This is a genomic window from Streptomyces sp. P9-2B-2 (genome assembly GCF_030406865.1).
GTDB lineage: Bacteria > Actinomycetota > Actinomycetes > Streptomycetales > Streptomycetaceae > Streptomyces > Streptomyces platensis.
This window is the reverse complement of record NZ_CP129127.1, coordinates 101,759-120,276: the sequence shown is the minus strand read 5'-3', so window position 1 is coordinate 120,276 and position 18,518 is coordinate 101,759. Positions and strand designations below refer to the sequence as shown.

Here is an 18,518-nt window from a genome sequence, read left to right as displayed (position 1 = left end):
AGGTGTCCGGGATAAAGATCCGTACGGCTGGAGGAGGATGGCTGGCGGACCATCCGAACGTCGTTGCCGGCCAACGCCGTTGCCGGATATCGGCGATACCGAATCAACTACCGTTGCTGGAGAAGCCCCATGCGCCTACGCGTCTCACCCGAAGTCCACGTTCTGGGCCTGCACCACCCCCGCATCTGGCGTCTGACGTCCGACGGGCCCCTCCTCGCCCAGGACGGGCTGACGGCCGAGCAGGCCGGCGCCTTGTACGACGCCCGCTCCCCCATCCCGGAGGGCTATCGCAAACTGCTCGCCGCCCTCGGGCACGCCGAGATCATCCCGGCGGGCGAGCGGCTTCGGGAGCTGGTACGCACACGCGGCTGGGCTTCGCACGGTGCGGTGGTCGATGCGGTGACTGTGGCGACGCTGCGGCACGGCGCCGGCGTTGGCCTGCACCGGACGTTGCCCACCGACGGGCAGCGGAACCTCGTCATCACGCGCGCCTCCGGTCATGAGCGGATCACGCCGGCATTCACCACCCGTTCCCGCCGTGTCCCGGCCGGCGACCTGATCTACGGCACTCGCGAGCCGGACGGCACGGTGGAGCCGTTCGCGTGGCTCGGGCGGCGGGACTGCGATTCCGCCGCCCGCCAGCTCACCCCCGAGGACAGTCAGGCCTTGCTAGTGGTTCTGGGATGCCCTGGCGAGGGAGCCGCACACAGCGAGGCGATCGGCACGACCGTCGCCGAGGTGCTCGCGGCCGTTCGCCCCGATGTGCGCGTCACCCCGCTGCAGGACCCGGCCGGATGCACGGCCCTGTGAGGCCGGGTACGGAATGGGCTCGGTGATCCGCCACTCGGTACGAAGCGGATCACCGCATTCACGATGACCCGATGGTAATCACTGTGATCACGATCCGTGGCGAGCTAGACCGTTTCGACTGCGGCGCCGATTCCCAGGGCGACCAGCACCCCACCAGTGGTCCGCTCCAAGGTCCGGTTCACGCGGGGGCGACGCAGCCAGGTCAGCAGGCGCGTCGCGAAGACCGCGATCAGGATCAACCACAGCGCGGCGATCACCGCATCTATGGCGCCGAAGAGGAGCGTAGTTGAGAAGGCGGAGGCGTCTTTCGGCAGGAACTGCGGGGCGACGGCGACGAAGAAAATCCCCACCTTCGGATTGAGTAGACAGCTCAACAGCCCCTGGCGGAAGGCCGCTATCGCGGTGGGTGCGGCAACGGCCGGGACTTCCGGCTCGGCCGCCTCCTCGTCCCGGACCGCCCTGGCGGCCCGACGCTGCGCCCAGAGGGCCTGCGCGCCCAAAAAGACCAGGTAGGCCGCTCCCGCCAGGCGTAAGGCCATGAACGCCGCGTCCCACTGCTGAAGAGCAGCGGCGAGACCGACCGCCGCGGCGACCGCCCAGGCGAGGGAGCCCGCCGCCGCCCCCACAGCGGTAGCCACACCTGAAATACGCCCGCCGCGCACACAGTTGCGTAGCACCAGCAGCGTGTCCGGGCCCGGGACCATCGTCACCAGCAAGGCGAAGACGGCGAAACCGACGATTGCTGTCGTCACAGCATGCTCCTGTCCTAAGGTTTGCGATCATGAAAGGGGCAGGCCGCCGGGGCGGCGTCATGGCGGTGGCCCCCAGGCTCAGCAGCCTAAGCCGTCACCGTCGACCGCCGCCCACGGAAGCGTATGAGAAGACATGGACTGGCTTCGGAGCCTCCTCCGTTCAGCAGCAGAGCCGGCGGTCTCGCCGCCAGGGCCGCGCCGTGCCTCGTGGACTGTTGGGTCACTCGGTGCTGCGCGAGGCGGCGCCCGACACGCTGGCCAGCAACCTGGGATGGCGTCTGCCACCCCCGAACCTCCCCCCGACGGGCCCCCGGAGACCCGACCCCTTCAGCCGCCCCTTGGTCACCACTCCGGAAGTTCGGGCTTGGCGGGTCCCGGCTCCTCTCCGCACGTCGGCGTCACCCCCGGGGCGGCGCGGCCGGTCGCGTACGGGGCCGCCTCCCGCAGCAGATACCCCGCCTGAACGCGGTTGCGTGCCCCGATTAGCGCCATGATCTCGTTGATGTGCCGCTGGCACGTCCGTACCGATACCGCCAACCGGCGGGCGATCACCTTGTCGTCCGCACCCGCGATCAGCATGCGGATGATGTCGGCCTTCACCGCATCCGACGCCGCTATGGCTTCCCTGCGGCCCACCGCCAACGGGAAGGGCCTGCCCTGCGCCCAGGCGCGCTCGAATACGTCGACCATGAAGGCCACCACGCTGGGATCCCGTACCAGCGCGGCTCCCCGTGGATTGTCGTGCAGTTCGATCAAGGCCACCTCCCGGTCGAAGACAATTAACCGGAAGAAGGCGTCACCGAGCGTGCGGACTTCGGCGCCCAGCTCGGTGATCCGCTCTACGAAAGCGAGCGTGGCCTGACTGAACTGCGCCGTGTGCTGGTACAGCGTGCGCATCACGACACCACGCCCCAAGGTGGCCTCGGTGCGTCTTGCGGCTTCGCCGAGGACTTCGGCGGACCGCGCCCCGCCTGGCTGGGAAGTGAGCACCTCCTTCTTGGCGCCGGCGGAGAGATCCTCCAGTCGAGCCCGTACCGCTTCGAGGTTGGTGATGATCTCCACGCCCTCGCGTCGCAGCCGGTGGAGCATGCCGGACCGGTAGGTGTCGAGCAGCTCCGAGAACTCTCCGCGGATCTGGTCCATGGCGCTCTGCATCTGGGCGATGCGGCGCATCGCGGGCCCCACCAGCTGGATCTCCGCGCTGTCCGGCGCTATGGCGATGTGTGTGCCGCGTGTCCCCTCCTGCTCGCGCAGCAGACCAAGAGCGAGCAGCGTGCGGACGGCGTCCGCCACGCGGTCCGGGGACACGCCAAGTTGGTCCGTGAGTTCCCGCTCCTCAACAGTTATGCGAAATACGGCAATTTCATAGATGCGGCGCTCTAACTCACCTAGCGGAGTCGCAGATGCTAGCTCGGCTATGTTCATGTTTGCGATATTAAGTTACTGATCATTCACCCGTCCAAGCTGGCCGCCTCGCATAACGATGCGTGTCAAGTGCGCCGAAGAGTGTCCTGTGCGCGCAGCATGGAACCGCTCAACCGCCGGGCGCCTTGCGGCGCCTGCACGACCAGAACGGGGATTTGTAGATGAACACCTGCGCAAAGCGTCCTGCCTTAGCTTCCTCCCCTCACGCCCTGCCCGGACTGGTGCCCACAGGACTGGTCATTCAGCTCTGGCCTGGATCGGCGGTGGCGCCCGTCGCCGTCTCTTCGGCCGCCGGGCATGAGCATGGGCACGCCCGCATCGCCACCGCTGAGGACGACCTCGGCTGGGGCTGAACCCCGCCCGCCGCACTACCCCGCGCGCAAGGACACCGCCATGCCACTCGGTGACGTGGGCTGCCGCTTCGTCAGCCTTCCCACGCCGTAGGACGAACTGCTGGCGAGCTACGACGACTCGCCAGCCGCCCCGTACACGGGCAACGGAACACGTTGCAAGAAGTTCTAACAGCGCCGGCTCACGCTGGCCGTGAACAGCACCTGGAGTGGCGGAGGGCTTCCTCACCGCGACCACGCCGCCTTCAAGAATCTCAACGCCATCGGCTGCGGCATACGCCAGACCTACCAGCCTGTCGACGTCGGCTTCACCCCGCTCATCGCCCTGGGTCGAGGGGCAGCGGCGCCAGCCAGGGCGTTGTGGCAGCTACGAGCTGAGGAGCAAGGAATGACAATCACACGGGAGAAGACGCCGCAGGTCCCGCAGATAGCGGCCGATGTCATGGACTTCTTCAAGTCTCGACGCGGCGCCTTCGGGGCGATGAACCTCCTTCCCAGCCACCTGCCGGCTGAGCCTCGTATCCGTCAGCTCGTCCAGAACGTCATGACGGTCGACTACAGCATCGGTGTGGCGTACGGCGCACCGCTCTACGAGGAGTACCTGCAAAGCTTCGCCGACGAAACTGCGCGCAGCTGTGGGACCGTGGGACTCGAAGGCGCGGACCGGAACGCCTACGCGGACCGGCTGGCCCAGCTGCGGTCCATGGACGGCCCGCAATTGGCGAACGAGGTGTCGCGGGCTTCCCAGGACACTATGGAGACGGTCAACCTCTTCATCCCCAAACAGTGCAATATGAGCTGTAGGGGCTGTTACGCCGCGGCTGTTTCTATCACCACCCGCCCCTACACCAACTCCCTGGTCGACTCCTACTTCAACGGCGGCCTTGCGGTGATACGTCAGGCAAAGCTGCTGGGCGCCCGCAATGTGTACACATCGGGCGACGGAGAGCCCACGCTCTTTCCCCGCTTCTTCGACCTCCTCGAAGAGTTCCAGCGGCAGGGCATGCAGTGGTTGCTGTTCACTGCCGGGCTGGCCTTCTCCAGCGAGAGCGCGGCGATCTCGGTATGGGAGAGTGCCCGTCAGCATCTGCAGGGCATCAGCCGGGAACGTATCGAGCGCCGACTGCATGAGTTCATCAGTGACGGGCAGCCGGACCCCACGGTCCGAGCTCTGCTCGCGGAACTGGCCGAGTACCGCGAACACGTGGAGATCTACCACTCGTTGTGGAGTCCGGACGCGGACCGCAACACGTCGCTGCGGCGCCCCATGACCGGCGACTACCGGTACATCTCGGTGGACAGCCGGGGCACCACGCTCTCTCTGCCCTCCGGACTGATCGCCATGATGGAGCAGATCTTCACCGGTGATCTGCGGGCGCGACTCGGCATCGAGATGCCGGTGAGCGACGCCAGTGTGTCCGACCTCCCCGGGGTCGCGGCGTACGTCGTCGATCAGGGCCTGCGCTCGTACTTCGAGCCGACCATCCTCACCGGGCGCAACAAGGCGGGCGACCTGGGTGAGGCGCAGCCGGCCGCCCTTGCCGCAAGCGCCCCGCTACTGGTGCGCACCCTGTGCGGGTTCCGGAACATCCACCAGCCCACCGTGAAGTATGTGGAACACCGGATTGTGAATGGGTTCACGGTCAGCCCAGGAATGGGGGTGGACACCTCGGACCTGCGGTCGATGGGTGTCCTCGACCCCTTGATGATCGGTGAAAGCGACGACGGGCTCTTCTCGGCGGTTCACACCCCGCTCATGGCCTACGCCAACTATGTGCACATCACGGGCTGCAAGTGCAATGACTTCGCCGCTGAGCTGGCCCGTAACCGGGAAGCCATAGCCTCCCGGTGGCGAAAGATCATGGACGTCATGTCATCAGGCGGCATCCACCAGGCTGAGCTGCAGGCACGCCTGCGCGCCGGGGGGGACGCATGAGGGGCCAAGCAGCCGCGTCTGTCCGGACGACAGAGGCGCCGGAGCTGTTCGGCGGGTGGTACGACGACGACTGGCTCGAACGCTACGACCGTGCCGCTGGCCTGGATGCGGCGATACTCCAAGCCGAGTTGGAGGCGGTGGAGACCTGGTTCGAGCGCCAGGTGGGTGACGTGGTCGACTGCGCCGCCCGGCATCTCGACCTCGGCACCTGCACGGGTCGCTACCTGCGGTGGGGGACATCCCGAGGGTTTGCGGCGGCCCATGGCATCGACAAGTCAACGGCCGCCGTGGCCCGGTGTGAGGCACTGCACGGGCACGGTCCCGTCCACGTACACCGCGCGGACTTCCTCGACACCATGGCCTTCACCTCGCTGCTCAACCGCCACGGTCCTTTCGACCTGGTCACCATGATGATGGGAACCATCAACCACCTGACGGTCGAGCAGCAATACCAGGTGTTCCGCGACCTTCTGCCGGCGCTCGCAGGCCATCTCGTGATCTCGTCCTGGCGCCCTGGGGCCTGCGTCCTGTCACTGTATTCGCAGGCAGATCAGCGGAGCCTGGGCCTGTCGGGTTTCGCCCCTGGGCTGGACGCGGATCAGGTCGGCGAACTCGGTCTGCGGCTGACGGAGCGCCGGTTCACCGACTGGCACGAGATACGGGTATACGAGCCCGGCAAGCCCCCCGGAAAGGCCAGGACCGCTGAATGCTGAACCACGCTACCCCCGCCAATCCGCCCGGTTCCTTCCGACTGCCTGTCGCTGAAGGCGTTCCATCAGGGCAGGGGCAAGGCTGCGCAAGCGACGGTCGGGCCTCCCCGTAGCTACACCGCCACTCCCCAGAGAAAGAACCTCCTGTGACGAGCACAGCCCCCGCCGCAACTCGTATATCCCCGCACCGCAAAGCCCAGCGCCGCATCCTGACCGTCCTGGTCACCTCCCAGGTCCTCAGCGGTGCCGGGCTGGCCGCCGGTATTACCGTCGGCGCCCTGCTCGCCCAGGACATGCTCGGCTCGACCAGCCTCGCCGGCCTGCCCAGCGCCCTGTTCGCCGCCGGCTCCGCCCTCGCCGCCGTCGCCGTCGGCCGGATCTCCCCGTCCCGCGGTCGCCGCCCCGGAATGGCCGCCGGATACCTCACCGGCGCCCTCGGCGCTGCCGGGGTCATCGCCGCCGCCGTCGCCGACAACCCTGTCCTGCTGTTCCTCGCCCTGTTCGTCTACGGCGCCGGTACCGCAACCAACCTCCAGGCCCGCTACGCCGGAGCCGACCTCGCCGCCCCCGCCCACCGTGCCCGTGCCGTCTCCACCGTCCTGGTCGCAACCACCCTCGGCGGTGTCGTCGGGTGCGGCCGCTACGGCTGGGGATCGGGCGCGCTGTTGTAGCTGCGGGAAGCGGGGGCAGGGCGGGTGGCGCCGAGGATCAGGACCTCAAGTTCCGGGTCTGTCCACGGCCGGTCCTCGGTGAGGTTTCGGCGGCGGCCGTCGGCGATGTCCGCGAACAGCTCGGCGTGCGGGCCTGCGGGGTCGCCGCGGTAGGCGGTGGGGCGATTGCCGGTCCATGCCCAGTACAGGGCGGCGCCCAGGGCGTACAGCTCGGCCTCGGGGGTGAGGCTGACGTGCTGGTCGTCTCCGGTGGTCATGAGCTGGGCGGCGATCTCGGGGGCGATGACGTGGACCAGGCCGCCGCGGTAGGGGAAGGGGAGCGGCAGTTCGGGGTGCTGGGCGTTGTCGTAGTCGATGAACTCGACCGTGCCGCCCGGGAGGACGACGGCGTTCTCGGTCTGCATGTCGCCGTGAATCCAGCCGGCCGCGTGGAACTCCTGGAGCGCGGTGAGCGCGGCTCGGGCGGCTTCCCGCATCCGCGTGCGCTGCTCGGCGGTGGCGGTGTCCTCACGTGCCGGGGCGAAGAGGTCCCACAGGGGGCGGCCGTCGACCCAGGGCACGGCCATCCACCGGCCTTGGGGACCGGCGGTGCTGCGGGGGCCGGGGTGGCGGCCTTGGCGGTGGAGCAGTTCGTAGGCGGCGTGCTCGTGCGCGAGGTGGCCACGGGCGCCGGGGGTCGCGGTCTTGATGGTCCAGGCGCCGGCCCGCCAGGTGTCGGCGCCCTTGCGGCCGGTGAGGTGCTTGGGCTGGTCCTCGACGCCGAGGGAGCGGGCGGCAGCGGCGGCAAGGGCAGCGGCGGGTGCGGTGGGTTCCATGGCCGAAGGGTCCTCACGGGGAGTCGCGGCGGGGCGGCCATTCAGTCGGCCAGCCCGGAGAGCGTAGCGACGCTGGTGGCCCGCTGGTAGGCGATTAAGACAGCGCGCAGGTCGCTGGTGGTCCAGGCGGCGCCGTGCCGGGCGGTGGCCGCGCGGTACAGCTCCCGGACGTCGGGGCCGGCTATGGGGTGTCCGGCCTGGCGGAGCACGGCGGGCAGGGTGATCAGGTCAATCAGCCCGGTGACATCCGGGCGCAAAGTCTCGATGTCGATCAGACACACCGCACCGTCCCCGCGGCGGTGGCGGACGTGTTCGGGTTTGAGGTCGAGGTGCCCGACGGGGACGTGCTCGGACCCGTAAGCACGGATGCACAGGGTGAGGGCGGTGTGCCAGGCGTCCAAGTCGCTGATCCAGGCCGGGGCGGGGGCCGCGGTGAGCCGGTCCAGGCGGAACGGCGCCAGCGCGTCGGCGGATGCCGCGTCGAGGCCGGCCGGGGCGGCGTGGACGGCGGCGACAGCGTCGACCAGGGCGGCGGGCGCGTCGGCCGGCGCCCAGTCGAACGGATCGGACAGGTGCTCCAGAAGCAGGGATCGGGAGGCATCAGCTGCCCCCAGCAGGCGCGGCAGGACCGGAGAGTGACCGACCAGGGCATAGGCGAGGAGCTCGGCGTTGAACGCGTCGGGGTCGGCGTGAACCTTGAGCACCGCGGCGGGCGGCTCGCCCAGGGCGGCGACGGCCGCGGTGGCGCGGGCAGCCAGGACCTCCAGCGGCCCGCCGGCGGCCGGGTGGTCGGCGTGGTCCTGGTCGCGGACCTTGTGCAGGCGTTCCGCCGCGGCGGCCGGGTTGGTGGGCAGCGGGGAGGCGAGCCATCCGTATGGACGGACGCGGATCAGTCCGTGCAGGGCCTCGGCCGCCGTGGCGGGACGCACCGTCTCAGCCCGCTCGCCGGGCGCCGGCGAGGTGGCCGAGGGCGTAGGCGTAGGAGCGGGCGGCCAGTTCGGGGCGCTGGTGCTCGCCGTAGATGGCGAACAGCGCGTACACCAAGCTGTCGAGCGGGCGGCCGATGTTCCAGCACTGCATGGAGGACCCGGCCACGTCCCAGATCTGGACCTGGCCGCGCAGGATGCCGATGAGGTCCTGGAAGAACATGATCAACCCGAACGGGTAGCGGGCCATCGCTTCGTCCAGGTCGAGCGGGTCGACGAGGGTGAACCTCGCGGTGGTCAGGTCCCAGGCGTAGCGCCGTTCCCAGCCGCCGGGGAGGTCACGCAACACCAGCAGGATGCGGTGCGGGCCCAATGGCTGGCCGTCCAGGTACTCGGGGATGCTCGCAGCGAGCTGCCCGGCGCTGGTGGGCACCAGCTCCCGCGCGAGGCGCGGCAGTTCCTCGTCCAGCTCGATCAGGGCGCTGCCGCCGTCGGTGATCGGTGGTGCGATCGGGGCGATCGGCGGGGCCTTCGGCTCGGCCAGGAACGCCTCGTGCGCGGCGAGCTGTTGAGCCTCGAAGCGTTCGTCGATGTGGACCCAGTCGACCCGTTCGCTGGTGACCGGGCCGTCGCCGGGGACGGTGAGCTGGTCGCCGGGGCGGGGGCCGTGGACGGTGAACAGGTGCTGGAGAATATTGGCGGCCTGGGCCATCGCGGGGTGGTCGGCGTACAGGTACGGGCCGTGGGGGGTGTTGGCCGGCAGGAAGCCGTTGCCGCACAGCGCTACATCCCGGATGCCGGGCAGGGGTTCGAGGTAGTCCAGCAGCAGCTCGCCCAGCACCTTCAGGCCGGATTTACGGCCGCGGATGTCGCCGGTGCCGGGCAGCAGGTTGGTGTCGGAGCCGGGAGTCCCGGGCGGTGCGATCTGGGAGTTGTTGGAGACGATGGCCATGCGCGGCATGGGCTCGCGGCCAGAGGCGACGGCGTCCTTGTAGACGTCGGAGAGGTCGGCGTCCACGCCGATGACCACCGGCGGGCCGTCGCCGACCCGGGCGACGGGCTGGACGACACGGTCCTCCCAGAACAGAGTCCGGGCGCCGGCCGGGTACAGCCTCATGGTCAGCTCGCCGAACTGGATGACGCCGGTGTGGTCGATTCGGCGCACGGTGAAGCCGAGCGACTCGATCGCCTCGGCCACGGGTGCGGGCAGCAGCGGCCCGGTGTAGACCGGCAGCGACTTCGGCAGGGCCGCCAGGGTCGGGAGGTGGAAGTGGTCCAGGTGCTCATGCGTGAGCACCAGCGCGTCCAGCTGCGGCATCCGGGCGGTCTCGACGGTGCGCGGCGGCCAGATACGGAACTCCAACTCGGGCGAGAGCCCGAAGCCGCGGCCGAGGACCGGGTCGACCAGAATCCAGTGCCCGTCCCCTTCCACCAGCCAGGTCTGATGCCCCAGGAACGTCAACGTGAGCGAGCGGTCGGTCATCGTGCTCCTCCAGGTGATGCGGATACGGCGGGAGGCGTGGCCGCCGCGGCGTGCAGCGGCGGCCACGCCTCCCAGGAACCGGGGATCAGTGGTGGTAGCTGAACGGCGCGCTGTCGAGCGTGCCGGAGCCGACCACCTTGGCCACCCGGCCCTGGAGGGCAGTGACGGCCTGAGCGGTCACCTTCGGCGCGGCCTTGAGCGTCCGCGTGGACTTCGCCGGGATCTGGGACTGCTGCATCGCAGAACCTCCTTGACGTGCGCCACCGGACTGGCGGCGCTGGCGGTCCTATGACAGCGGCCGGGCGCGTCGGCAGGAAGGTGCGGCAGGTTGCCTGCCGTTGCCTCTGGTTGCGCTGGTTGCCTTCCAATGGGAACGGCTGTGGCCGGGCCGCGCCCCCGCCACACTGGACACCCGTGTGCGGTTCTGGGAAAGGGGAGAAGGCATGGTCGAGGGCGCGTTAGCGGACCGGCACCCGCTCACCCAGCTGCTGGCACTGAACGGCTGGACCAACGAGTACTACTTACGGCGCGTCTCCGCTGCACACAGGGCCTTGGGCTATGGCGGTCTCGGCTGCCGCAAGGAGAAGCTCTCCCGCTGGACCCGGCCCGTACGTCCGCAGGTTCCCAACGAGCCGACGCAGCTCGCCATGGCCGCCGTGCTGGAAATCCCGGCCTTCGAGGTACGCGCACGCACCTGGCCGCATTGGCTGCTTCTCGGCATCCGGGACCACAGCGCCGTATGGGAGTCGCCGTGGACCGCAGAGGGAACCATTACCGCACTCGACGATGCCGGAGGGCCCACCGTGGACCGACGCGCCTTTCTCACTGCCGGGGGCGGCACCGTCGCCGCGGCTATCGCTCAATGGGCCATCGCCGCCCCCACCTCCGCCAATGCCGTCACTGGCCGCAAGATCGGCAAGAGGGTCGCTGACCGGTTCGACATCCGGCTGGACGAGCTTCGCCACCTGGACGACGACCTGGGCGCCGACTACGTCTACGACGCCGCCCGAGCCGAGGTGCGGCTCATCAAACGGCTCCTGCGGGACAACTCCTACACCGAAGCCACCGAGCGCCGCCTATACGCCAGCGCCGCCGAAGCCTCCCGTCTGGCGGGCTGGTGCTCCTACGACAACGGCGACGTCGCCGCGGCCGAGAAGCACCTTCACGCCGCGCTGCGGGCCTCCGCCAGCTCCGGTGACCACACCACCGGCGCGATCGTCGCCGCCTTCTGGGCCAACGTCCGCTACGGCAGCACTACCTCCGACCCCCGCAGCGCACTCGATCTGATCAACGGCGCGCTGGTACACCAAGACCGCATCGCCTCCCCGCGGGCCCTGACTATGCTCCACATCCGGCGGGCCCGTGCGTACTCGCTCGCGGGTGAGCCGGCCGCTGCGTACCGGGCAATCGACGACGCACTGTCCGCGTATGACAACGGCGTCCCCGCCACTGCCGACCTGCCGACGGTGTACTGGGTCAACGCGGGCGAGATCCACCAGGCCGCCGCGTCAGCCGCCCTGAGCCTGCACGATCCGGCCCGCGCCCTGGAGCACTTCACCGCCGCCGCAACACACGCCGACCCGTACGACGCCGAGAAGGAGCCGCGCGGAGCGGCCATCTATCTGATCCGGAAGGCGTCCGCCTATCTCGCCCTGGAGGACCTGGACGGCACAGTGGAGACCGCGCGGCACGCCGTGGACCTGATGGGTGGCGTCAGCTCCGCGCGCGGCAGCAGCGCTCTCACCGAGCTGCGCAGCGCCCTGGTACGCCGCCGCGGTGTCCCCGTGGTGAAGGACTTCCTCGCGCTGACCGGCTGAGACGGGCGCGCGTTGCACGAGCACCCATCCTGACCTCGCCGACGGGAGTGGTTCACGTCAGGCGCCTGCGAGGAAGTCGATGGCTCGTTCGTCTAGTTCGGCCGCGCAGCGTACGCCGCGGGCGCGGAAACGGGCGAGGTCGCCGCGCATGCGGGTGACGGCCTTACGGGTGCGGACGGACCGTACGCCGTCCATGTGGTCCAGGGCCCGGTTCCAGGTGGTGCACGCTTGCTCGATCTGGCCGCGCTTGAGCTGCATTTCGGCGCCGGCGACCAGGTCCAGGGCGACGATCCGCGCGTAGGTGCCGGCGGGGCGGGCGCCGGCGGCGCGGCCGTACTGCTCGGCGGCGGTGCGGTGGTCGCCGAGGGTCTCGTAGACCTTGGCGTTGCGTGAGTACACCGATGCGGCCGGGGGTCCCCAGGCCAGGGCCCAGAACGGGACTTCGTCGCCGGGGTTGGCGGTCAGCAGGGCGCTTGCCCGCTCGGCTTCGGCGAGGGCGGTCGTGCGCTGTCCGGCCTTGGCCAGGGTGTGGGCGTGGACGACGCGGAAGAGGGATTCAGTCTGGGCGTCGACTTTGCCCTTGGCGCGGTTCAGGCCTGTCTCGGCCAGGCCGAGGCAGTGTTCGGGCCGGTGCAGCTTGAGCCCTTGCATGGCCATCGTGCGCATCACGAACCCGTCGTGCCCGGTGATGCCGGATTCGACGGCGAGCGCGTAGGACTGAAGGTAGTAGCGCTGCGCGAGTCCTTGCTGGCCTGCGTCGTAGGACTTCCAGCCCAGCAGGTGTACGCCGCGGGAGGCGGCGGAGAGCATGTGCTGGCGGATTTTCCCTGTGCGAAAGCGCCCCCGGCACAGTGGGGCGACGTCGTCGCGCAGGTACTGCACGAGCGCGCTGCGGCCGTGTTGACCGCCGTGGCGTTCGTCCATCTCGGAGAAGACGCGCACCATGTCGCGCACGGCGGCGACTTCGGCCATGCCGACGGTGTGTCCGGAGCGGGCCGCAGCGGTGCGGTCAGCGATCTCCTGCACGTAGGTCAGGGGCAGAGCAGCGGCGGCCACCGAGTACGCGGAGGACGTGAGGAAACGGCGCCGGTCCAACTCGAACCTCCACATCGGCAGCAGGGCGTCGATCGGGTCGGCCCCGAGGGCCAGCCCGATGCTGTCATCCTCCTCCGGCTCAGCTAATCCGAGGTCGGCCGGGGTGAGCAGGCGACCGAGGCGCCTGGACAGCGCGACGGCGAGGTAACGGCCGGTGTCGCCCTGGGGGGTAACGCCGGCGATCGATCGCCGAGCGCACCAGGCTCAGCATCACGCGTCCGACTACCTCCTCCTCGTCCTGGTTCACCTTGATGCTGTCCCAGCCCTCAGCGTGCCGCAGCACCGCGGACAGCATCTCGTGGTCGGCGGCGCCGCGAGGGCCCTTGAAGGGCGAGTGCAGGACCGGCGACAGCGCCCGCCGCACCCAGCGGGCGACGGTGGCCTCGTCCCCCTCGAGCAGCCACTGGTAGGCGGGCTTCCACCCGAGTTCGCCCAGCGCCTCCGTGAGCGCCTCGAACTCCGGGCCGGGGCGCGGGCCGGCCGCGCGGTCGAGCGCGTCAGCGAACACGGCGAGCAGCGCGAGATCCGCTTCGGCCACCTCAATGGCGGCCAGGTGCACCACCGCCCCACCGTCGGGGCCTACCAGCAGCAGCACGTTGTGTGGGTACTCCTCCGTCCCGTTCACCAGCTCCTCCGTCCCCTCGGGCAGCGCGCCGCGCACCCGCCAGTACGCCTCGGAGACGTCCTCGATGGGTGCACCAGGGATCGGCACCCCCTCGGCGTCCGGGACCAGGGCGCGCCGGAGCGTCAGGAACAGCGTGTCCAGCTGGTACAGGCCGGCCAGGGCGTCCTGCCCGAGGGGCAACAGCAGGGTGCGGGTGGGGGCATCATCGGGCTCCCTCTGGGGTTAGGGAGACTGACAGGACGTCACTGACGCGCCTCAGCCTCCCATTCTCGGCTGCTGGCTGTTCGCCTTTCACCGGCTGACTGCTCCCGCACACTTCCTCCTGCGACGCTGCGCCACCGGCGCGCGGTGCGCACCGGTGGCTCCTGCTACCCGCTGAGGGGGAGCTGCGTGTGGGCTTCCCACTCGTACATCTGCCGGTCCCGGTGCAGGACGATCAACTCGACGTGATCCACGTGCACGGTGACCGGCGCGGCCTTCACGGTGTCGAGGGCGGCCCGGACCGGCGCGGCGGGCCCGTCGGCGCTGCTGTAGGCGATCGTGACGTGCGGGCCGAACCCGTCGGCGGGCTCAGGGACGGTCTTCCACACCGTGCCGATGGCGTCGCGCAGCGCGGTTCTGACCGCGGCGGGCGGTCCGCTGGGCGCGGCCTCCCAGCGGACCGCCTCGGGGGTGATCTCGGGGCGGTGCACCGTCAGATCGAATGCAGGGAGGGCAGCGAGTCGGTGCTGGGCGGCGGTGAGGATGGCACGGAGATCGCCGTCCGGGACGCGGTCGGTGAAGTCGAGCCCCTGAGTGGTCAGGTGCAGGGACTCGTCGGGCACCAGGTCCAGGCCGTCAACGTCGGCCAGAGCGCGCCGGTACTCGGCGGCCAGGCGGTGCAGGTCGTTCGCCTGCCGGAAGGTGAAGTGGAAGGTGAAGAAGCGGCTTCCCGGGCCCCAGCCGGGCCTCCACCACCAGTGGTTGGTCATACGGTCGGCGTGTGTCATGGGCCGCATCCCATCAGTCAGCCACCCCTCCGGCCAGAGGGCCCGGCGCGCCTGGCGGTAGGGCGAATCGGCGGGGCGCAGATTCGAGGCACCAGTGCTCGACCGCCGCTTGCAGGTGGCTCGTTACCCGCCCGCCCGACACTGGGGTCCGGGCGAGGTCGCCGGCGAACTCCCGCAGTCTCGACGCGACGGGGGCCAGACGCTGCTCGGGCACCAGGGCGAGGACGGGCTGAAGGGCCTCCAGCGCGCCCTCGGGGTGACCGAGGACGACGTGTGCGGAGGCGAGGGTGATGCGCATCTGCGCCTCCGTGCCGTATGCGCGGCGGGTGGGGAGGGCCAGGGCGGCGGCCGCCTCGTCCCGGGCTGTTGCCACGCTGCCGGTGCGTAGTCGTACGCCGGTGGTGTAGTTGGCGCGCCGGAAGTCGTCGCAGCTGAACAGTCCGCCGATGTCGTCGTCCGGGCCGTGCTGCGCGGTGTGGGCCTCCTCTACGCGGGTCAGGGCCTCCTCGGCTTCACCCGCGGCCCCAAGACGCGCCCATGCGTCGGCTTCCTGGCACGCCAGGAGAATTCCCACGGTTCCCGGTGGGCGGTGGGAGGCACCCCTGCGGGCGTGCGTGATGGCCTCGCGCATCCGACCGTCCCACAGTGCAACCTTTGACCGTGTGGACAGTGTCCAGGCGCGTACTCCGTCGTGGTCGGCTAGCTCGGCGCACAGCCATGCGGTGCGGCCGTGGGTATCGGCCTGGTGGGGCTGGTCCAGATCGCAGCTGATCCAGGCCAGCAGCCCGCACAGATAGCCGGCCAGCGCATACAGCTCTCTGGTCTGCCGGGGGTGTTGGTGGCCCTCCAGCAGTCGGAAAACCTTGTCCCGCATGCGCCGGGCCGCGGCGAAGACGCGGAGCGGCGGATCGGCCGCGAGGTAGGCGTGGGCCAGGGCGCGAGTATCGGCCAGCAGCTGCTCACACGCCAGGTCACCGACGTTGGTGGACTCAGCCCACATCGCCCAGGCCGCCGACTCGTCCGCGGCGGCCTCCACCAGGGTGGTGCCCTGCGGTTCCACCGCCGCCGGCGGCCGCGGTGGCGGTGCCGTCGGTGCTGGCGCGGGCCGGTGCTCCAGCACCTGCAGATCGGCTGGCGGGAGCGCCACGCGGTCCTCGTAGTCGAGGAGCTCGGCGACATCGCACCCGTAGAGCTCGGCCAGCATCACCAGCACCTGTGGGGACGGCTTCCGGCCCGAGCAGGCCGGCCACTTCTCCCATTTCGCGACCAGTGATGCGTCCGCGGCCACCTCCACCCCGCGGCGCGCCCCTCCAAGGTCGCTGACACGGTCCGCGGCGGCCTGCAGCGTCAGGCCGTGCGCTTGTCGCCACGCCTCACGGGGCCGCATCCGAAACCGCGTCCGCATCTCCATGCTGATCTGCGCCAGATCGCAGCCAGCCTCCGTCATCTCCTGCCGGAGTCGATCCCGGTCGCGCTTCGCGCCACTCGGATGTGGGGCCATGTCCACTCCTCGACGGTGTGCCTGCCCTCACGGTAGGGCGGCAGCGAATTGCAGAAGCGTCAACCGGACGTTCTGCACGGGCTGTCAGCGCCCACACCTGCGGCGCCCATCGATGTCACAGCAGGTCGCGAAACCCTGGGGTGTCCACAAAAGTTGGACTCTCGTGCCCGCGACAGGGACGGCGCGCCTTGGAACTGTGGAGCCCATTCCTCCTGCCGTCCGGAGACGACAGTTCGCAGCCCGCATGAAGGGGCCGTTATGACACGCCCGACCACCAAGAACACACAACGCGACGCCCATCGGGCCGGCGCTACCGCAGCCTCGACCCTCGCGGCCGCCCTGGCCCGGCTGGACGTCGTCCTGCCCTCGCTGCGCGGCTCCCATCCGGTCAACGGCCGCGGCTTCGTCGACCTGGGCGGCTGCAATGCGGAGCTCGCGTCCCGGCTGGCGCAGCGCATCAACGAGGCTGCCGATGCGCTTGATGCCTCGAGGGCGGGGGCGGGGCGGTGACCGTCGTGTACGACCCGGACAGCCGGCACAACTCGGAGTTCGGCCTGTCCCAGAACCGCGAGGCGCACAGCCGCTTGGTGCAAGCCGTCATCGGCTGGGCCGGCCCCGGCCAAGCCCCGGCCCTCCAGCCCCGCGATTTCGAGCAGATCGCCCTCCAGCTCACCGGGCACGGTCGGGTGGTGGCAGCCGAACTCCGGTATCTGTGCGAGGGCCTGCCGCCGCGCGCCGAGCCGCGCGTCCTGGCCGAGGTGGTGCTGGAGGAGGCGGAGCGGAGATTGGGCCAGCCGCGGCGGGGAACCGCCCGGTGTGCGCAGATGCGCGCCCGTCAGGTGCGCGCCTTGTACGAGCGCCTGGACCGGATCCAGGGCACCCGGCCGGCTGCGCCACCACTCCCCTGACCGCCTGCAGCTTCCCCCGTGGCTCAGGCGAATTGAAGCCCCGGCGCGCCGCACTCCACCGCGGCCGCTGGGGCTTCTCCCATCGCGCGGTCAGCGGCTCGGGGCTGTACCGGTTCATGAGGCGCGGATCGTGGCTCCGTAGGCGTCGGTGAGTTTGTGCACCGTTTCCGGCGCGGGCGGGGCGGGCCAGACGAGGAGGAGGTGTTCTTCAACGGGTTCGTCCTCGACCATCAGCAGATTCTGACCCTGGTCGCGGCCGCGGGCATGGACCCTGACTCGGTAGGGGCCGGGCTCGGGAAAGTCGGGCAGTTCGAAGTCGTCGACGTTGAAGGTCGTCACACCGCGCTTACGGCCGGGCAGGGAGAGGCTGACCTCGACGACCTCGTCCCAGGCATCGAGTTCGACCTCCTGGGGGGTGGTGGCGAGGATGTCGACGCTGACGCGGACGTCGCCGGTCTCGGTGCCGGTCATCACGACGGCGAACTGCCCTGGCACCGCGAAGTGCCCGGGGGCGTCCAAGGCGGCGACCAGGCCGTTGAAGCCGGTGTAGTCCCATGCTTCGACGTCGAAGATCTCCCCGCCGATGTAGTACTGGTTGTACGACACCGGCACGTTGGCCGTCGCCTTGGACATGTCGCCTGCTCCTCTACACCGCCACCCAGAACTTGTCCTTGTTCAGCACACGCTGGGCAGCATAGAAGGAGCTGAGGTAGCCGCCCTGTGCGTTTTGCTCCCTCGCCGGGACCCAGGCCCAGCCCCAGTCCGGCTTGCGGGTGCGCGAGGCGCCCTGGAAGGTCTTGGCGAAGGGGTACTCGTCACAGCTGTGGCCGGCGGGCCGGCCGGGTCGGTTGCGGGGGCAGGCGACGCGCCGGTTGGCCCGCTCGACGGCCGTGCTGGTCGCCCGGGTCAGGGGCGAGTTGCCTCGCTTGCCGTAGTGGTGCGGGCCGGCCTGCTGGATCCGCTTGATGTTGGCCCGGATGTGCGGCAGGTTCGCCATCGTCGTCAGGACGGGTGCGTAGCGGGGGAAGACGCATCCCGCGCCGATGCCGCTGCCGCGGATGATGTCGTCGCAGCGGAAGGTCATCGATTCCCAGCGCGAGAGTCCGGTGGTGTACCCGGGCTTGAGGAACGTCAGGCTGTACTTGGCCCGGTCCTGGTGCTGGGTGGTGGTGGAGTCGTGGTAGTTGACCGGGCCGGAGATCACGGTGCCTGCCCGTACCGCCCGCGGGCCCCTGACGTGATTCGTTGCCCGGCAGGACCCGCCGCACGAGACGTTGAAGGCCGCGGTGACCGCGCTGGTGTTCCCTGCGATGCCGGTGACCTTGAACGTGTACTTCTCTGAGAAGTTGCGCGAGTTGTGCAGTTGCATGGCCTGGGTGACCGTGAACCGGATCACGCCTTCCAGGCGCCCATTGCGGGTGATGTTCAGCTTCCCGGGCGCCTTGATGCACGACTGGGTGCGGTTATAGCGGTTCTCCCCCGGCGCACACCCAGCAGCAGCCAGGGAGCGTTCCGAGCCCGCAACCGCCTGCGGCGCCTGAAGCGACACCTTCAACCCACCCGGCACCGCGGCGCTCTCCGCAGCCGGAGCAGCCGATACCAAGGTGGCCAGCACGGCGGCACATCCCACCACGGTGGAGATTTTCTTGAATGCGGTACGCATGTTCCCCTTCCTGCGAACCGGCCGCCCAGCAGCAGGCGCGCA

Annotated in this window: 18 protein-coding genes and 1 pseudogene; 7 read left to right on the top strand and 12 right to left on the bottom strand. The window is 70.0% G+C overall.

Annotation, left to right across the window (positions count from 1 at the left end):
- Positions 1 to 129 precede the first annotated feature (129 nt).
- Positions 130 to 810, top strand: a complete 681-nt coding sequence (locus QT196_RS39145; protein WP_290356950.1) for a hypothetical protein — start codon at positions 130 to 132, stop codon at positions 808 to 810.
- A 104-nt stretch (positions 811 to 914) separates the two neighbouring features.
- Here QT196_RS39145 and QT196_RS39140 read toward each other — a convergent pair whose 3' ends face one another.
- Positions 915 to 1,562 (bottom strand): LysE family translocator, encoded by a 648-nt coding sequence (locus tag QT196_RS39140; RefSeq protein WP_290356949.1) that lies wholly within the window; start codon positions 1,560 to 1,562, stop codon positions 915 to 917.
- 342 nt (positions 1,563 to 1,904) lie between these two features.
- Complete coding sequence (locus QT196_RS39135; protein WP_290356948.1) at positions 1,905 to 2,870, bottom strand: LuxR C-terminal-related transcriptional regulator; 966 nt, start codon at positions 2,868 to 2,870, stop codon at positions 1,905 to 1,907.
- A gap of 855 nt (positions 2,871 to 3,725) precedes the next feature.
- On the opposite strand from QT196_RS39135, the gene QT196_RS39130 reads away from it, so the two are divergent.
- The 3 genes and pseudogenes from QT196_RS39130 to QT196_RS39120 all read left to right on the top strand — a co-directional run.
- Positions 3,726 to 5,273 carry a hypothetical protein gene (locus QT196_RS39130; RefSeq protein ID WP_290356947.1) on the top strand — a complete coding sequence of 516 codons (1,548 nt, stop codon included), beginning with the start codon at positions 3,726 to 3,728 and terminating at the stop codon, positions 5,271 to 5,273.
- Positions 5,270 to 5,986 (top strand): class I SAM-dependent methyltransferase, encoded by a 717-nt coding sequence (locus QT196_RS39125; protein WP_290356946.1) that lies wholly within the window; start codon positions 5,270 to 5,272, stop codon positions 5,984 to 5,986. The genes QT196_RS39130 and QT196_RS39125 overlap by 4 nt, the downstream gene beginning before the upstream one ends.
- A gap of 143 nt (positions 5,987 to 6,129) precedes the next feature.
- Positions 6,130 to 6,609: pseudogene (locus QT196_RS39120) on the top strand (MFS transporter); the annotation flags it as partial.
- A 14-nt stretch (positions 6,610 to 6,623) separates the two neighbouring features.
- Here QT196_RS39120 and QT196_RS39115 read toward each other — a convergent pair.
- The 4 genes from QT196_RS39115 to QT196_RS39100 all read right to left on the bottom strand — a co-directional run bounded on the left by QT196_RS39115 (position 6,624) and on the right by QT196_RS39100 (position 10,116).
- Positions 6,624 to 7,469 carry a hypothetical protein gene (locus tag QT196_RS39115; RefSeq protein WP_290356945.1) on the bottom strand — a complete coding sequence of 282 codons (846 nt, stop codon included), beginning with the start codon at positions 7,467 to 7,469 and terminating at the stop codon, positions 6,624 to 6,626.
- Between the two features lie 41 nt (positions 7,470 to 7,510).
- On the bottom strand, positions 7,511 to 8,398 hold the full coding sequence (locus tag QT196_RS39110) for a hypothetical protein (RefSeq protein WP_290356944.1): 888 nt from the start codon (positions 8,396 to 8,398) through the stop codon (positions 7,511 to 7,513).
- Between the two features lie 4 nt (positions 8,399 to 8,402).
- A complete protein-coding gene (locus QT196_RS39105; protein WP_290356943.1) occupies positions 8,403 to 9,878 on the bottom strand; it encodes an MBL fold metallo-hydrolase in 1,476 nt (491 codons plus the stop codon).
- Between the two features lie 85 nt (positions 9,879 to 9,963).
- The gene (locus QT196_RS39100) at positions 9,964 to 10,116 is read right to left on the bottom strand and encodes a hypothetical protein (RefSeq protein ID WP_290356942.1); all 153 of its coding nucleotides are present in this window, start codon (positions 10,114 to 10,116) and stop codon (positions 9,964 to 9,966) included.
- 205 nt (positions 10,117 to 10,321) lie between these two features.
- Here QT196_RS39100 and QT196_RS39095 point away from each other — a divergent pair, with 205 nt between their 5' ends.
- Positions 10,322 to 11,695, top strand: coding sequence for a transcriptional regulator (locus QT196_RS39095; protein ID WP_290356941.1), 1,374 nt, complete (start codon positions 10,322 to 10,324; stop codon positions 11,693 to 11,695).
- A gap of 57 nt (positions 11,696 to 11,752) precedes the next feature.
- Here QT196_RS39095 and QT196_RS39090 read toward each other — a convergent pair whose 3' ends face one another.
- The 4 genes from QT196_RS39090 to QT196_RS39075 all read right to left on the bottom strand — a co-directional run bounded on the left by QT196_RS39090 (position 11,753) and on the right by QT196_RS39075 (position 15,905).
- Entirely contained in the window at positions 11,753 to 12,790 is a 1,038-nt protein-coding gene (locus QT196_RS39090; protein WP_290356940.1) for a hypothetical protein, read from the bottom strand.
- A gap of 79 nt (positions 12,791 to 12,869) precedes the next feature.
- The gene (locus tag QT196_RS39085) at positions 12,870 to 13,595 is read right to left on the bottom strand and encodes a hypothetical protein (RefSeq protein ID WP_290356939.1); all 726 of its coding nucleotides are present in this window, start codon (positions 13,593 to 13,595) and stop codon (positions 12,870 to 12,872) included.
- A 188-nt stretch (positions 13,596 to 13,783) separates the two neighbouring features.
- A complete protein-coding gene (locus QT196_RS39080; protein ID WP_290356938.1) occupies positions 13,784 to 14,404 on the bottom strand; it encodes a 2'-5' RNA ligase family protein in 621 nt (206 codons plus the stop codon).
- Between the two features lie 13 nt (positions 14,405 to 14,417).
- Positions 14,418 to 15,905: a helix-turn-helix transcriptional regulator gene (locus QT196_RS39075; RefSeq protein ID WP_290356937.1), complete on the bottom strand. Its 1,488-nt coding sequence runs from the start codon at positions 15,903 to 15,905 to the stop codon at positions 14,418 to 14,420.
- A gap of 258 nt (positions 15,906 to 16,163) precedes the next feature.
- On the opposite strand from QT196_RS39075, the gene QT196_RS39070 reads away from it, so the two are divergent.
- Positions 16,164 to 16,415, top strand: coding sequence for a hypothetical protein (locus QT196_RS39070; RefSeq protein WP_290356936.1), 252 nt, complete (start codon positions 16,164 to 16,166; stop codon positions 16,413 to 16,415).
- On the top strand, positions 16,412 to 16,813 hold the full coding sequence (locus tag QT196_RS39065) for a DUF6415 family natural product biosynthesis protein (RefSeq protein ID WP_290356935.1): 402 nt from the start codon (positions 16,412 to 16,414) through the stop codon (positions 16,811 to 16,813). Before QT196_RS39070 ends, QT196_RS39065 begins: the two co-directional genes overlap by 4 nt.
- 114 nt (positions 16,814 to 16,927) lie before the next feature.
- Here the strand turns inward: QT196_RS39065 and QT196_RS39060 are convergent, their stop codons facing one another.
- Positions 16,928 to 17,446 (bottom strand): hypothetical protein, encoded by a 519-nt coding sequence (locus QT196_RS39060; RefSeq protein ID WP_290356934.1) that lies wholly within the window; start codon positions 17,444 to 17,446, stop codon positions 16,928 to 16,930.
- A 13-nt stretch (positions 17,447 to 17,459) separates the two neighbouring features.
- Positions 17,460 to 18,476 carry a NucA/NucB deoxyribonuclease domain-containing protein gene (locus QT196_RS39055; RefSeq protein ID WP_290356933.1) on the bottom strand — a complete coding sequence of 339 codons (1,017 nt, stop codon included), beginning with the start codon at positions 18,474 to 18,476 and terminating at the stop codon, positions 17,460 to 17,462.
- Positions 18,477 to 18,518 lie beyond the last annotated feature (42 nt).

What these genes read in the sequence shown, in the direction of transcription:
- QT196_RS39105 (WP_290356943.1), bottom strand. Translation starts at nt 9,878, where the DNA reads ATGACCGACCGCTCGCTCACGTTGACGTTCCTGGGGCATCAGACCTGG.
- QT196_RS39080 (WP_290356938.1), bottom strand. Translation starts at nt 14,404, where the DNA reads ATGACACACGCCGACCGTATGACCAACCACTGGTGGTGGAGGCCCGGC.
- QT196_RS39075 (WP_290356937.1), bottom strand. Translation starts at nt 15,905, where the DNA reads ATGGCCCCACATCCGAGTGGCGCGAAGCGCGACCGGGATCGACTCCGG.
- QT196_RS39100 (WP_290356942.1), bottom strand. Translation starts at nt 10,116, where the DNA reads ATGCAGCAGTCCCAGATCCCGGCGAAGTCCACGCGGACGCTCAAGGCC.
- QT196_RS39130 (WP_290356947.1), top strand. Translation starts at nt 3,726, where the DNA reads ATGACAATCACACGGGAGAAGACGCCGCAGGTCCCGCAGATAGCGGCC.
- QT196_RS39115 (WP_290356945.1), bottom strand. Translation starts at nt 7,469, where the DNA reads ATGGAACCCACCGCACCCGCCGCTGCCCTTGCCGCCGCTGCCGCCCGC.
- QT196_RS39070 (WP_290356936.1), top strand. Translation starts at nt 16,164, where the DNA reads ATGACACGCCCGACCACCAAGAACACACAACGCGACGCCCATCGGGCC.
- QT196_RS39055 (WP_290356933.1), bottom strand. Translation starts at nt 18,476, where the DNA reads ATGCGTACCGCATTCAAGAAAATCTCCACCGTGGTGGGATGTGCCGCC.
- QT196_RS39095 (WP_290356941.1), top strand. Translation starts at nt 10,322, where the DNA reads ATGGTCGAGGGCGCGTTAGCGGACCGGCACCCGCTCACCCAGCTGCTG.
- QT196_RS39060 (WP_290356934.1), bottom strand. Translation starts at nt 17,446, where the DNA reads ATGTCCAAGGCGACGGCCAACGTGCCGGTGTCGTACAACCAGTACTAC.
- QT196_RS39125 (WP_290356946.1), top strand. Translation starts at nt 5,270, where the DNA reads ATGAGGGGCCAAGCAGCCGCGTCTGTCCGGACGACAGAGGCGCCGGAG.
- QT196_RS39145 (WP_290356950.1), top strand. Translation starts at nt 130, where the DNA reads ATGCGCCTACGCGTCTCACCCGAAGTCCACGTTCTGGGCCTGCACCAC.